16 protein-coding genes are annotated in these 13,060 nt (G+C 68.5%); 7 read left to right on the top strand and 9 right to left on the bottom strand.

Annotation, left to right across the window (positions count from 1 at the left end; translation table 11 throughout):
* Positions 1 to 33: 33 nt before the first annotated feature.
* From ACIA8X_RS36310 to ACIA8X_RS36300, 3 genes are all read right to left on the bottom strand, one after another.
* Positions 34 to 948: a transglutaminase-like domain-containing protein gene (locus ACIA8X_RS36310; RefSeq protein ID WP_399460071.1), complete on the bottom strand. Its 915-nt coding sequence runs from the start codon at positions 946 to 948 to the stop codon at positions 34 to 36.
* A gap of 153 nt (positions 949 to 1,101) precedes the next feature.
* Positions 1,102 to 1,449 carry a hypothetical protein gene (locus tag ACIA8X_RS36305; RefSeq protein ID WP_393458459.1) on the bottom strand — a complete coding sequence of 116 codons (348 nt, stop codon included), beginning with the start codon at positions 1,447 to 1,449 and terminating at the stop codon, positions 1,102 to 1,104.
* Positions 1,446 to 1,964: a DUF6232 family protein gene (locus ACIA8X_RS36300; protein WP_393458462.1), complete on the bottom strand. Its 519-nt coding sequence runs from the start codon at positions 1,962 to 1,964 to the stop codon at positions 1,446 to 1,448. The genes ACIA8X_RS36305 and ACIA8X_RS36300 overlap by 4 nt, the downstream gene beginning before the upstream one ends.
* Positions 1,965 to 2,195: 231 nt before the next feature.
* Here ACIA8X_RS36300 and ACIA8X_RS36295 point away from each other — a divergent pair, with 231 nt between their 5' ends.
* A complete protein-coding gene (locus ACIA8X_RS36295; RefSeq protein ID WP_393458465.1) occupies positions 2,196 to 2,909 on the top strand; it encodes a TetR/AcrR family transcriptional regulator in 714 nt (237 codons plus the stop codon).
* On the opposite strand, the gene ACIA8X_RS36290 is transcribed toward ACIA8X_RS36295, so the two are convergent.
* A complete protein-coding gene (locus tag ACIA8X_RS36290; protein WP_393458468.1) occupies positions 2,884 to 3,534 on the bottom strand; it encodes a hypothetical protein in 651 nt (216 codons plus the stop codon). The two genes, ACIA8X_RS36295 and ACIA8X_RS36290, sit on opposite strands and share 26 nt — an antisense overlap.
* A 119-nt stretch (positions 3,535 to 3,653) precedes the next feature.
* Here ACIA8X_RS36290 and ACIA8X_RS36285 point away from each other — a divergent pair, with 119 nt between their 5' ends.
* Together ACIA8X_RS36285 and ACIA8X_RS36280 are read left to right on the top strand one after the other, a co-directional pair.
* Positions 3,654 to 4,601 (top strand): Scr1 family TA system antitoxin-like transcriptional regulator, encoded by a 948-nt coding sequence (locus ACIA8X_RS36285; protein WP_393458471.1) that lies wholly within the window; start codon positions 3,654 to 3,656, stop codon positions 4,599 to 4,601.
* Positions 4,558 to 4,677, top strand: coding sequence for a DUF397 domain-containing protein (locus tag ACIA8X_RS36280; protein WP_393458779.1), 120 nt, complete (start codon positions 4,558 to 4,560; stop codon positions 4,675 to 4,677). The genes ACIA8X_RS36285 and ACIA8X_RS36280 overlap by 44 nt, the downstream gene beginning before the upstream one ends.
* On the opposite strand, the gene ACIA8X_RS36275 is transcribed toward ACIA8X_RS36280, so the two are convergent.
* The 4 genes from ACIA8X_RS36275 to ACIA8X_RS36260 form a co-directional block, all read right to left on the bottom strand.
* The gene (locus ACIA8X_RS36275) at positions 4,658 to 5,764 is read right to left on the bottom strand and encodes a helix-turn-helix transcriptional regulator (protein WP_393458474.1); all 1,107 of its coding nucleotides are present in this window, start codon (positions 5,762 to 5,764) and stop codon (positions 4,658 to 4,660) included. The genes ACIA8X_RS36280 and ACIA8X_RS36275 overlap by 20 nt on opposite strands.
* Before the next feature lie 361 nt (positions 5,765 to 6,125).
* A complete protein-coding gene (locus ACIA8X_RS36270) occupies positions 6,126 to 6,353 on the bottom strand; it encodes a hypothetical protein (protein WP_393458477.1) in 228 nt (75 codons plus the stop codon).
* A gap of 374 nt (positions 6,354 to 6,727) precedes the next feature.
* On the bottom strand, positions 6,728 to 8,128 hold the full coding sequence (locus tag ACIA8X_RS36265) for a purine-cytosine permease family protein (protein ID WP_393458480.1): 1,401 nt from the start codon (positions 8,126 to 8,128) through the stop codon (positions 6,728 to 6,730).
* 138 nt (positions 8,129 to 8,266) lie between these two features.
* A complete protein-coding gene (locus ACIA8X_RS36260) occupies positions 8,267 to 8,599 on the bottom strand; it encodes a PLD nuclease N-terminal domain-containing protein (protein WP_393458483.1) in 333 nt (110 codons plus the stop codon).
* Positions 8,600 to 8,686: 87 nt separating this feature from the next.
* Here ACIA8X_RS36260 and ACIA8X_RS36255 point away from each other — a divergent pair, with 87 nt between their 5' ends.
* Both ACIA8X_RS36255 and mqnP read left to right on the top strand, forming a co-directional pair.
* Positions 8,687 to 10,144 (top strand): menaquinone biosynthesis decarboxylase, encoded by a 1,458-nt coding sequence (locus ACIA8X_RS36255; RefSeq protein ID WP_399460070.1) that lies wholly within the window; start codon positions 8,687 to 8,689, stop codon positions 10,142 to 10,144.
* Positions 10,141 to 11,043, top strand: coding sequence for a menaquinone biosynthesis prenyltransferase MqnP (gene mqnP, locus ACIA8X_RS36250; RefSeq protein WP_399460069.1), 903 nt, complete (start codon positions 10,141 to 10,143; stop codon positions 11,041 to 11,043). The genes ACIA8X_RS36255 and mqnP overlap by 4 nt, the downstream gene beginning before the upstream one ends.
* 60 nt (positions 11,044 to 11,103) lie before the next feature.
* Here the strand turns inward: mqnP and ACIA8X_RS36245 are convergent, their stop codons facing one another.
* Positions 11,104 to 11,739, bottom strand: coding sequence for a rhomboid family intramembrane serine protease (locus ACIA8X_RS36245; protein WP_393458492.1), 636 nt, complete (start codon positions 11,737 to 11,739; stop codon positions 11,104 to 11,106).
* Between the two features lie 89 nt (positions 11,740 to 11,828).
* Between ACIA8X_RS36245 and ACIA8X_RS36240 the strand changes: the two genes are divergently transcribed.
* The gene (locus tag ACIA8X_RS36240) at positions 11,829 to 12,521 is read left to right on the top strand and encodes a UbiX family flavin prenyltransferase (RefSeq protein WP_393458495.1); all 693 of its coding nucleotides are present in this window, start codon (positions 11,829 to 11,831) and stop codon (positions 12,519 to 12,521) included.
* A 50-nt stretch (positions 12,522 to 12,571) separates the two neighbouring features.
* Positions 12,572 to 13,027: an Lrp/AsnC family transcriptional regulator gene (locus tag ACIA8X_RS36235; protein WP_093905400.1), complete on the top strand. Its 456-nt coding sequence runs from the start codon at positions 12,572 to 12,574 to the stop codon at positions 13,025 to 13,027.
* The last annotated feature ends 33 nt before the right edge of the window (positions 13,028 to 13,060 follow it).

Raw genomic sequence — 13,060 nt, 5'->3', positions numbered from 1 at the left:
TCCTTGCAGCCGGCCTGATCCGCCGGACAGGCCCTAGCGCAGGGTGACGAGGCTCGGGCCGTTGAAGGGCGCGAAGCAGGTCACCGTCCGCGGGGTGCGCAGGACGTCGTTCTCGGCGAACAGCTTCCGTGTCGCCTCGAAGGACACCTCGCCGCAGACGACAGGAGCGACACGGTCGTAGAACTCACGCGACGCCTCCGGCAACGGCTCCCCGGGCTCTCCCTCGTCCTCGCCCCATACATCCCACAGCAGCGTCTCGACCTTGTTGAGGGCGGCGAGGTCGAGGCGGATGTTGCCGGCCACGTATCGCTCGCCCCAGAACGGACCTTCGGCGGGAGGGTGCAGCCCGAAGGTCTCCGGGGCGGCGCCGCGCTCCCGTATCGCCTGCCATGCCTCACCCGCGACGAGGAAGCGGTCGCGGGGGACGTCCATCGGGTCGAAGTCCACCTTCCAGTGGTCGGTGACGAAGGGATCGGCGAGCTGGGCGTCGGCGAACAACCAGCCGCGCTCCTCGTCCCAGTACTCGGTGACGACGTGGTCGGAATGGAAGCCGCTCGACCCCCAGTAGTCGGCGAAGCCGATCCGGAGACGGGCCGGGATGCCCGCCTGGCGCAGGAACGAGACGTGCAGCAACGTGAAGTCGCGGCAGGTCCCCACGAACCGGTCGCCGAGTTCTCGCCGTTGGGAGAGCGGGGCACTGTTCCGCTCGACCACGATCCGCAGGATGTCGTCGATATAGCGGGTCTCGGCGTCGTTGTGCAGCCGGTCGGTCGGATGAGTGTGGCCGAACTGCTCGTCCTCCAACCGGTGGATCGTCAAGTCACGGGCGATACAGGCAAGTTCCGTGGGATCGGTGGGCAGATCGGCGTAGACGTGGGCGAGTTCGCCGGGATCGGAGAAGGTGCTCTGGGCGGCATAGAAGGCGACGGTGTGCGGGTGCGCGGCCATGAGGGGTCCCCAAGCGTAATCGAGTATGTATTCGATTCCGGGTCGATGGTCCTCACGGTGCCAAAATTCGCCGCCGAATGTCCAGGGTCCAGAGGAGACCACGCTGCCGGGGCGCAGGACGTGCCGCCGGCGCCCGGCCGCCTCGGATGCCTGCTACGCGCTCAGCAGTGCGAGGATCTGGTTGACCGCGTCCACGACCGGCTGACCGACGGCTCCGACCGCCGTGGCGACGCCGGTGATGGCCATGAGCGCGCGGTGTCGCTCCCTCGGCGGTGTGGCTGCGTCGGTGGTGATGACCTGCAGGGAGTCGTCGATGATCTCCGCGCTGACCTGGGGAACCTGTGCGCGCAACTCTCGTATCAGCATGAGTAGTTGCTCGATCGCTGCCTGGAGTTCGGGAGACACGGGTGTGGCGGTCGTCACTTGGTTCTTGATCATGCCGGTGTGGCCGTGCCCGCCATGGATGTTGACGTTGTCGCCGTAGTAGTTGTTCGTGCTCATGCGCTCGCCATCCCCACGTTGCCCGTGCCGCCGTACATGTTGACGTTGTCGCCGAAGTAGTAGTTCCTGGGATTGATCGAGAGGGTGTCCACCCTGACCTGGAACTCCGCCTCGGGGTTGTCGATCGCGTGCGCGACGGTGCCGACGAGCGAGTCCAGATGGCGCGGATCGGAGCTGGTCACCATCGCGATGGACGGGCCGTTCGTCTCGACGCCCAGGACGTAGTGCGTGGGCGCCGTCAGGACGGACATCAGTTCCACCAGGCTGAGGACCAGTGCGACCACGGCGCCCATCCAGACGAACGTGATGATCCCGCCGGCCGCGCTCTGGCTCCCGAGCGCCGTCACGGCGCCGAGGATCGTCAGGGTGAACGCCACGGACAGGATGATCCCGACGCGCTTCAGGAACGTCAGGGTGGCTTCCTTGCGCTTCGGTGTGAGGGTGAAGGTGTACACCCGCGTGATGTTCTCCAGTGGGTAGGCGGCCCCGCCGACCCACAGCAGGCGTCTGCTCACCCGCAGATCGACGCCGCGTAACGCTTGCGGTGGAGCGGCTGGCGGTGGCGGGATGTCGAAGTGCCCCGCCGGCTCTGACGATGTCATCAAGTCCCCCTGAGGTTGATTGACTTCCGGGTGATACCCGTCACCTGGTGAAGACCATTAACTACGTAACATGCTTTCAGGGCAAGTCGATTCGCACCATGAAGTGTCGTGCTGTTGTGGAGAGTTGACGATGGATGAAGCGACATGAAGCGGCGTGACCGGCTCCGTGCCGAGTTGGAGCGGGAAGCCCGCGCCGAGGCCCGCCGGCTCACCGCCGCGCACGGCGTCGACGGGCTGAGCCTGTCCGCCGTGGCCCGGGGCATCGGCGTCACTCCGCCCGCCCTCTACCGGTACTTCGACGGCAAGAAGGGCCTGGCCCTCGCCGTCTACGAGGACCTGCTCATAGAGTTCGTCTCCATCGTGGCCGAAGCGGCCGGCCGAGAGGATCCACAGGATCTCGGCGCACAGCTCTACGCGGCCACCCGGGCCCTCTTCGACTGGTCCCTGGCCCATCCCGCCGAGTTCGACCTGCTGATGGGATCCGGTTACGCCCGGCTGGCCGCCTCCGTTGAGGCCCTTGACTCGCTGCTGCTGCGGGAACTGGGCGGCCTGTACGCGGCCCTGTTCGCCCGGCTGCAAGACAGGGGAGTCCCGGCCTGTCCGCCCGACGACGGGTTCGACCCCGTCCTGAGCCGCCAACTGGCCGCCTATCGACGTCTGATGGGCCAGGAATCCGAGCTCCCGCTCGGCGTCGTCTTCCTGATGATCTCCTGCTGGCGTCAGATCTACGGCCTGACCTGCATGGCCGTCTACAGCCACCTGGCAACCGCGTTCGACGACCCCGTACCCCTCTTCAATCGCATGCTCGACGAGCTTCTCGGGCTGCTCGGTGTCAGGCGGGCTCCCGGTCAGGTGTGACGGGCTTCCTCTCCAGCACCGCGTAGTCCATGAAGCTGCGGCGGTACCGGGTGTGCCGCGTCTCCTGCGTGTGCCTGCGCTGCCACTCCTCGACGTCGGCCGGGTGGCCGCACGGCCCGGACGCGGCGCCGCAGTCGGCCTCGTCCCCTGACACGCACGACGCCTCGTACTCCGGCAGCGCCGACGCGTCCTGCACGAGCGAGTACGGCACGAAACGGAAGATCCGGCGGCCGTCGGAGGCGTCCTGATGCTCCCTGCGCTGGTGCTGGCGCAGCAACACGTTCGCGTCCGTCTCCGCGCTGCCGTCGAACTCCGCCCGCGCCTGAGCCCGGCGCACGGCCAGCGCCTCGCACTCCGCACAGCCCGCCACCGGCGCGGGAGGGCGCCCGAGTTCCTCCAGGTCGGGAGCCGTCATCGCGCCGCCTCGGGAGCGTGCATTGGCTGCCCGCACCTCCGCCGCCAGCCGTTCCTCCCGCGTCGCCGGCCGGATCCGTGCCGGGTCGGCCTCCCACTCCCGGCCCCCGCCGACCGGGCGCAGCATCGCGCGGGGGCCCACCTTGCCCTGGTACTCCCCGACCTTGTCCGTCGCCGGGTCGTAGACCGGCATCCCCGTCTCGAAAGCCATGGATTCCATGCTCACTCCGCGCATCGCCAACTACTCTGTGTGTACTGAGCGTTGCTCAGGGGAACGCCGGGTCACAACGGCAAACGCGTGTCACTGAACGACTGTCACAGGGGGAAGCCATGAGCCGACGCAACGCCGAAGGGGGTGCGGGGGCCAGTACGGCGGCCGTGTTCGGCGAGGTGCTCAGGCACTACCGCGAGGCCGCAGGGCTCACGCAGGCGGGGTTGGCGGCCCAGATTCCGTGCGACCGTTCGCACATTGCCCGAATCGAGGCGGGTACGCGGGTGCCGCAGGACACGTTTGCCAAGCAGTGCGACGAACTGCTGGGTACGGGTGGGGTGTTGCTGCGGCTGTGGGGGAAGATCGACTGGTATCCGGAGGTGGAGCATCCGGACTGGTTCGAGCGGCGGGCCCGCATGGATGCCGAGGCCGTTGCTCTGCTTGCGTACCAGACGCACGTCATGCCGGGCTTGTTGCAGACGCCGGACTACGCACACGCGCTGTTCTCCCGCCACATTGTGAACGCTGGCGAAGTGGAGGAGCGTGTCAGGGCGCGACTGAGCCGACAACAGCGCTTGCTCGCCCCGGACGGCCCCCTGTTCGTCGCGGTGCTCGACGAAAGCTGTCTGCGCACCATGGTGGGAAGCGCGGCGATCATGCGGGACCAGTTCGCCCATCTGCTGGCCGCGGGGCGGAGCCCCAACATCCGCATTCAGGTCGTGCCCGCCGACAGCCCCGACATCGACCGACCCAACACGACCATGTGGCTGATCACCCTGCCGGACGGGCACCAGTGGGTGTACTCCGAGTCGCTGGACCGTGGCCATTTCAACGACGATCCGACCCTCTTCGCCCGACACCGTCAGACCTATGATGTGCTCAGGGCGGATGCTCTGTCGGCCCGCGAATCAGCCGCTCTGATCGGCGACTTGATGGAGAGGTACGAGCACCATGAGCAGTCTGGATCTCAGCGCGGCGACCTGGATCAAGAGCAGCTACAGCGGCACAAACGGCGGCGAGTGCATCGAAGCAGCCCCCGATTTCCCCGCCGTCGTCCCCGTCCGTGACAGCAAGAACCCCGACGGCCCGGTCCTGATCCTCAGCCGCTCCGCCTGGTCGGCATTCACCTCGGCTCTGCGCTGACCGACCGTCGTACCACTGCCTTCGGGCGCCGACGCTGGTCCCAGTAACGGCTCAAATTGGGTGCGGGCACCCGCGGGTACAGCAGGCCGTAGCGGGCGTAGTTGGAACGGACCGTGCTGAGGCCGTTCCCGGTGGGGGTGGCGTACGTCTGGTCGCCGCGTTGCAGGACCGTGGCGTACTGGCGGATCTGGAGGACAGTGAGGTCCCCGGCCGATGCGTAGCGGGAGATGCTGGACAGGGCGATGCCGTCGAGACCGGCGCTGGTGAGGGCGACCATGAGCCGCCACTGACGCACGCTCATCGCCTCCGACAGGAACCTGCTCAGGTTCTTCGCGGCGGCCGGTTCGGCCAGCTCGATCAGGGCTTCGAGACGGATACGGCGGTTGCGGGCGCCGGCCGCGTCGGCGGAGGACTGGGCGAAGGCCTCGTCGACCTTCATGCGTGCGTGGTCCCGCAACAGCTCGCGGTAGGTGTCGAGTTCGGCGTTGACGAGGCGGCAGGCGACCCTTGGGGGCCGCTGCAGGAGCGGGGCGATCCGCTGGAGCAGGGGGTCGTCGACGTCGATGACCGCGCGGGTGTGCTCCTGGTGGGCCCGTTGGAAGGCGATGCGGAGCTGTTCGGCCAGTTCTGTCTGGCGGGCCGCCGCCGCGGGATGCTTGTGCAGGGCGCGGTCGATGACCGCGGGGGTCACGCCGAAGACGCGGGCGAGGTTCATGCGGACGGTTCCGTCATCCCGGACGGGGAGCAGGGCGTGCCGTTCGAGGTTGGTGTAAGCGCTGCGGCTGATACCGACCTTCGCGGCGGCCTCGGCCACGGTGAGTCCGCTCTGGCAGCGCAGCCCGTGCAGGTCGGCAAGGGCGCGCTTCGTGCGCAGTCTGCGGGCGGGGATGTTGAAGAGGTCGCTGAGCTGTGCGATGCGCTTGGGGTCCGGCTTGGACGTGTTGTTCTCGTAGGCGAGGATGCGGCTCTTGGAGGTGCCCAGCCGTCTGGCAACGGCCTCCGCGCTGAGGAGTTCGCCGTCCACCGGGAGGGTCAGGCGTGCCGTGCGCAAGGCCTCGCCGTCGAAGTCCGTCGTGCCACGAGCCACGGTCACTCGCTCCTCTTGTTAACTCGTCAACTACCTCTGCTAGCCGCGCGGTACCGTTCACGGCCATTATTGTGCGCACGGATTCTTCCCGAGGGCCGCTCTGATGGCTTTCTGCAGCTCAATCGCCATGGCGTGGTACCGTTCAGAACTGTTTTGGGTTTTCGTGGCACGCCCGGAGCGCGAGGATGGGCGCGCCGGGGGGTGGCTTTCTGGGGGGATCTCTACCGTGGGACTGTCCCCGGAGTGCTGTGCTCCGTGACGACTTACCGAAAAGTGACTGTGGGCCCGCGTCGAGGCGGGAACCTGACCGCGGGCCCACGTGCCGACTATTCGGTAACTGACGGCGGGTGAGGTCCCTACCTCATCCGCCGTTGTCGTACAGGTCGAGCATCAACCGGACGAGCCAGTACAGGCACTCGCCGGCCACGCGTGCCCGACTGCGCGGCGCGTCACCGCGGTCCGCCTCTGGAGTGCCGTGCGGCGGATCGGCGCTGTCCCGGCCCGTGGTCTCCGGTGCCGGTCGGTCCGGATCCTGCGGGTCAGGGGGGACGGCGTCGTCCCGATCACTCGGCTGGTCAGGGCTAGCCACGGACCTCGCTCCTCTCTGTTGGGTACCGGGCCTTGTGAACCCGTACGGCGCCCACGGGCACCGGTACAGCGAGGAGCTAGGAGGAGACTACCGGGTGTCGGGCTCGGAACCCCTATCACTCGTGTGGGTCAACACCCCGTCATGAGTGCGCAGGGGGCGCCGAGTTGAGGATGTGTAGAGTGCGTTCGAATAGATGAGTCGACATTCCTACGCACCCTGGCGCCCGGACCTTGCATTTATAGGGCGCGTTCGAATAACGCTCTTAAGAACGAAGGTGGTTATTACTCTCGGGTAGGCTGAAAAAAGTTGGGCAAGTTCCCTGGGTAAACTTCCCGAGGTCTGTCCCTCACCGGGCACGATGTATCATCTCGCGCTCACTCTTGACGAGTTGTGACCGTGCGTGCGCGCAGCACCGCGTACACCCCCGCGCTCACCGCGAACCCCACCAGACAGGTCACGTCCCCGAACGACGGCCACCGCTGCGGCACCCACCCCACGTACTTCTCCTGGTTGGAGAAGAGCGGAACCGACACCACGATGCCCGCCAACAGCGCAGCCAGACCCGGCCAGTTCGCGTACGACCGGTCCGTGAGGCGGGCCGACAGCTCCTCGTGCGGCGTACGGGACCGGAGCAGGCGCTCGACCAGTACGACCCCCAGCCACGGCCCCACCCAGTAGGCGATCACCAGCAGGAACGCCTCGTACGCATGCCCCGCGTCCGCCAGTGACGCCCACGCCGCCGCCGTACCGGCGACCCCGCACAGCACGACGATCGCGCCGCGGCCCAGCCCCGCGGGCAGCTTCAGGCCGAGCGACGTGATGGACATGGCCGAGGAGTAGACGTTCAGGGCGTTCGCCGAGATCGCGCCCAGGATGATCGCGATCAGCACCAAGTCGCTGAGCCAGCCCGGGAGATGGCCCGTGAAGGCCGCCGTCGGTGTCGCGCCCTCAGGGGCGGTGATCGTCGCCGACGCCGCGCCGATCACCGCGACCACTGCGATGGAAACGAACAGGCCGACGGCGGGGTACAGCGCGGTCCTGAGGCGGTTCGCCGTACGCGGGAGGTAACGCGAGTAGTCCGACGCGCCAGGGTTCCAGCCCGCCGCGTACCCCCACGCCGCGCTGAACGCCAGGAGGAAGCCCCCGATGCCGCCGCCCGTGCCGCCGCCGGACAGGTCGGCCTCCTTGAAGGTCCAGACGCCGGCCAGCAGGAAGATCACCGCGAGTGCCGGGAACGCGTACTTCTCGAAGGCGTGCACGAAGTTGTGGCCGATAAAGCCGATCACGATCTCGGCGACGACCACCAGCAAGAGGGAGGGGAGCGGTCGTAGGCCCGTCAGGGTGTTCAGCGCGAACGCCGCGCTCACACTGTTCACGGCGAACCAGCCGACACCGGCGACGAGTGCGTTCACGCCCGACGGCAGCAGATTGCCCCGGTAGCCGAAGGAGAAGCGGCCTATCGCCATCTGCGGGACACCGAAGCGTGGGCCGTCCAGCGACAGGATCCCGTGCGTCAGCGCCCCCAGCGCCGTGCCCAGCAGCAGTGCGGCCGTCGCCTGCCAGAAGCTCAGGCCGAAGAAGAGGACCGAGATCACGCCGATGTAGACGGTCGCGAACTCGATGTTCGGGGAGGCCCACGTCCACAGCAACTGAAGCGGGCCGCCGTGGCGTTCGGCGTCTGGGATGGGTTCCGAGCCCGCCGTCTCGACGGCGATGACCTTGTCGCCGTACTCGGGGGTGATCGTGCCGGCCGGCCCGGCGGGAGCAGTCGTCATGCGAGACAAGTGTCCGGTCCGGGACTGTCCCGGCCCAGGGGCGCATTGTCCGCTTCGGACGGCTCAGGGGCGTACAAGCTGTATGGACATGAGGGCTTGAGGGCTCGTGGCGCGGAGGCGCTTACTGCCCTCGTCCTGCTAGTCGTCCTTCTTCTTGCCGTCGTTCTCGCCGTTGTCCTTGTCGTCGTCCGGGTCCAGCGACTTCAGGAACTCTGGGTTGTCGTCCGGAGCCACCCACTGCCGGCGCTGCTGCTGGCGGTCCCGTACGCCGCCCCACCCCTCTGCGGCAGGGCTGCGCTTCTTGCCCGCGATCAGCCAGGAGATCGAGCCGACCAGCGGGAACACCAGCACGAGGATCGCCCACAGCGGCTTGGGCATGTGGCGGATGTCATCCTCCTTCGTGCTGATGCAGTCGATGAACGCGTACACGCTCAGCGCGAGTGGCACGAGGAACATCAGCACCCGGAGCATGGGTCCTCTCAGCGAAACGGTCGTCGGGCCCGGGGGCACGGCCCCCGGGTTCAGGGCCAGGGTAGCCGCTCGGGGATACTTGACCCCATGGCTTACGACGATCTTCGTTCCCTGCTCAGGGCACTGGAACGCGAAGGCGACCTCAAGCGCGTCAAGGCTGAGGTCGATCCGTATCTGGAGGTCGGGGAGATCGTCGACCGCGTGCAGAAGTCCGGCGGTCCCGCGCTCCTCTTCGAGAACGTGAAGGGGTCGTCGATGCCCCTCGCGATGAACGTCTTCGGCACGGACCGCCGGCTGCTGAAGGCCCTGGGGCTCAAGTCCTACGGCGACATCTCCGACAAGATCGGCGGGCTGCTCAAGCCCGAGCTGCCGCACGGGTTCATCGGCGTCCGCGAGGCCTTCGGGAAGCTCGGCGCCATGACGCACGTACCGCCGAAGAAGGTGAAGTCGGACAGCGCGCCGGTGCAGGAGGTCGTGCTGCACGGCGACGAGGTCGACCTGGAGCGGCTGCCGGCCCTGTTCACCTGGCCCAAGGACGGCGGCTCCTTCTTCAACCTGGGGCTCACGCACACCAAGGACCCCGAGAGCGGCGTACGGAACCTGGGCCTGTACCGCCTCCAGCGCCACGACAAGCGCACCATCGGCATGCACTGGCAGATCCACAAGGACAGCCGGAACCACTACCAGGTGGCGGCGAGGAGGGGTGAGCGGCTGCCCGTGGCCATCGCCTTCGGGTGCCCGCCCGCGGTGACGTACGCCTCCACCGCCCCGCTTCCCGGTGACATCGACGAGTACCTGTTCGCGGGGTTCGTCGCCGGCAAGCGGATCGAGATGGTGGACTGCAAGACGGTGCCGTTGCAGGTGCCGGCGCAGGCGGAGGTCGTGCTGGAGGGCTGGCTGGAGCCCGGCGAGATGCTGCCGGAGGGGCCGTTCGGCGACCACACCGGGTTCTACACCCCGCAGGAACCCTTCCCCGCCCTGACGATCGACTGCGTGACGATGCGCCGCCGACCCCTGCTCCAGTCGATCGTGGTGGGCAGGCCTCCGACGGAGGACGGTCCCCTGGGCCGCGCGACGGAACGCTTCTTCCTGCCGCTGCTCAAGATCATCGTCCCGGACATCGTGGACTACCACCTGCCGGAGTCCGGTGGCTTCCACAACTGCGCGATCGTCTCGATCGACAAGAAGTACCCCAAGCACGCGCAGAAGACGATGCACGCGATCTGGGGCGCCCACATGATGTCCCTGACGAAGCTGATCGTGGTCGTCGACTCCGACTGCGACGTCCACGACCTGCACGAGGTCGCCTGGCGGGCCCTCGGCAACGCGGACTACGCCCGCGACCTCACGGTCGTCGAAGGCCCCGTCGACCATCTCGACCACGCCTCCTACCAGCAGTTCTGGGGCGGCAAGGCGGGGATCGACGCGACGAAGAAGTGGCCCGAGGAGGGCTACACCCGCGACGGCGGCTGGCCGGACATGGTGGAGTCCGACCCGGAGACGGCGGCGAAGGTCGACCGCCGCTGGAAGGAGTACGGGCTGTGAGCAGCGCCTCCGCCGCGATTCCGCAGCCGGGACGCACGAAGGCGTTCCTGCGTCTTGTGATGATCGAGCACTCGGTGTTCGCGCTGCCCTTCGCGTACATCGCGGCGCTCACCGCGATGTTCCAGATGGACCGGAACATCCACTGGGGCCGGCTGCTCCTGGTGACGATCTGCATGGTCGGCCTGCGCACCTTCGCGATGGCGGTCAACCGGATCATCGACCGCGAGATCGACGCGCGGAACCCGCGCACCGCCCAGCGTGAGCTGGTGACGGGCGCGATGTCGGTCCGGCACGCCTGGACCGGCGCCCTCGTCGCCCTGGTGATCTTCCTGGGCGCGGCGGCCCTGCTGAACCCCCTGTGCCTGGCCCTCGCCCCCATCGCGGTGATCCCGATGGTCGTCTACCCCTACGGCAAACGCTTCACGAACTTCCCCCAGGCCATCCTGGGCCTGGCCCAGGCGATGGGCCCGGTCGGCGGCTGGCTGGCCATCACCGGCACCTGGTCCTGGGACGCGGTGGTCCTCGGCCTCGCCGTCGGCATCTGGATCGGCGGCTTCGACCTGATCTACGCCTGCCAGGACATCGAGACCGACCGCGAGATCGGCGTCATGTCGGTCCCGGCCCGCTTCGGCATCCCGGCGGCGATCTGGGGCGCCCGCGCCTGCCACACGGCGACGACGGCCCTCTTCGTCTGGTACGCCCTCGCCACGGACGCGGGCGCCTTCTTCTGGCTGGGCCTGCTGATCGTGGCCGCAGCGTTCCTCTACGAGCACTCGATCGTCAGCCCACACGACCTGTCCCGCGTGAACAGGGCGTTCTTCAGCGTCAACGGGTTCATCGGGATCGCCCTGTTCGTGTGTGCGCTGCTGGACCTGCTGGTGCGCGGGCTCACCGTCTAGCGGGGTTCGCCGGTCGGCGCGCTCACAGGCCGGGGGCCTCACAGGCCGGGGCCGACCCGGCTAGGCGAGCAGTTCGGTACGCCCGTCGGACTTGCGGCGCCGCAGCACGAACGCCGCCGCAACTCCCGCCACCAGCCCCACCAGATGCCCCTGCCAGCTCACGCCGGACTGGGTCGGGGCGAGGCCCGCCAGTATGGACCCGCCCCAGATCGCGGCCACCAGTAGGCCGGCCAGGATGCCGAGCGGGCGGCGTTCCACGAAGCCGGTGACGAGCAGGAAGCCGAAGAGGCCGAAGATCAGGCCGGAGGCGCCCGCGGTGTTGGTGCCGGACGGGGATATCAGCCAGACGCCCAAGCCGTCGGCGACGATGACGAGGGCGCAGACCGCGGCGAACCGGCGTATGCCGCCGAGCGCGGCCAGGAAGCCCAGGACCAGCAGCGGCACGCTGTTCGCGGCGACGTGGGCGAAGCCGAAGTGGACGAAGGCGGACGGGACGACGTCCACCAGCTCGGACGGGGTGCGCGGGACGATGCCGAAGCCGTCCAGCGCGTGCCCGCTGATCACGTCGGCCACTTCCAGCAGCCACAGCAGCGCCACCCAGCCCAGCATCAGCTTGGCCGCGGTCCTCGCGCGCTCACCCCGCGACCACTCGCGCCGCGCGCCCCACACACCCGATGTCCCCGAAGTACCCGACATGGCAACCCCCGACCGACTTCATCCCCCTTGGGAACGCCCGGACCCCCTTGGTCGGTTCCCACCCCGCCAGGCCGGATAGGCTCGGAGTCGTGAACCCAGTCAAGCCAGGAGAGACGCCGCGTACGCCTTGGATCGTAGGGGTGTCCGGCGCTTCCGGCACCCCATACGCGGCCGCGGTGCTGCGCGCGCTCCTCGCCGCCGGGGAGAGCGTCGACCTGGTCGTCAGCCGGGCCTCACGGCTCACGCTGCTCGACGAGACGGGCCTGACCTTCCGGGACGCGCACTGGCGGGACGACCTGCGGGAATGGCTGTCCCGCGGGGCCGACGGCAAGCCCGGGACCTTCGAGGTCGATCTCGCCGGCGTACGGCACTGGAGCGCGGGCGACCTCGCGGCCGGGCCGTCCTCCGGGTCGTACCCCACCAAGGGCATGCTGATCGTGCCCGCCTCGACGGCCTGCGTCGCGGGAGTCGCGCTCGGGCTGTCCAAGGATCTGTTGCAGCGGGCGGCGAGCGTCACCCTCAAGGAGCGCCGCACCCTGGTCGTGTCCGTGCGGGAGACCCCGCTGAACGGCCAGACCCTCCGGCATCTCGTCGCGCTGGACGACCTCGGCGCGAGCGTCGTGCCGGCCTCGCCGGGCTTCTACGCGGGCGCGACCCACATCCAGGACCTGGTCGACTTCGTCGCCGGACGTGTGCTGGACGCGGCGGGCGTCGAGCACGACCTGTACCGGCGGTGGAAGGGCGAGCTGGGCGGCGGCAGCGGCGGCCCTTCGGTCCGGTAGCAGTACCTCTCATCATCTCTGGAACTCTTCAGCGGAAGGCTTCGAATCGCATGGACGCGGTGGACAGGCAGCTCATCCAGGCCCTGAGGGAGAACGGCCGGGCCTCCTACGCGGAGCTGGGACGCCTCGTCGGCCTGTCGGGACCCAGCGTCACCGACCGCATCAACCGGCTGGAGGCGGCCGGTGTCATCACCGGTTACCGCGCCACCGTCGACGCCGCCTCGCTCGGCCTCGGCGTCACCGCGCTGATCGGCATCTCGCTCTCCGACGCCACCGACCACGAGGACGTGGCGGACCGCCTGCGGGACCTCGGCGAGATCGAGGACTGTTGGTTCATCGCCGGTGACGACTCGTACATGCTCAAGGTGCGCGCGGCCGACGTGGACGGGCTGGAGAAGATCATCCGGCGGCTCAGCGGGACCACGGGCGTCTCCCGGACCCGTACGACGATCGTGCTCTCCACGAAGTGGGAGAACCGGGTCGGAGAGCTGCCCGAAGAGGCGTAGAGGCGTGGACGTACGGTTGGACAGGTCGTCGGA

Source organism: Streptomyces sp. NPDC051738, assembly GCF_044453205.1.
In the GTDB taxonomy this organism is placed as follows: domain Bacteria; phylum Actinomycetota; class Actinomycetes; order Streptomycetales; family Streptomycetaceae; genus Streptomyces.
This window is presented reverse-complemented; position numbering and strand designations above follow the sequence as displayed.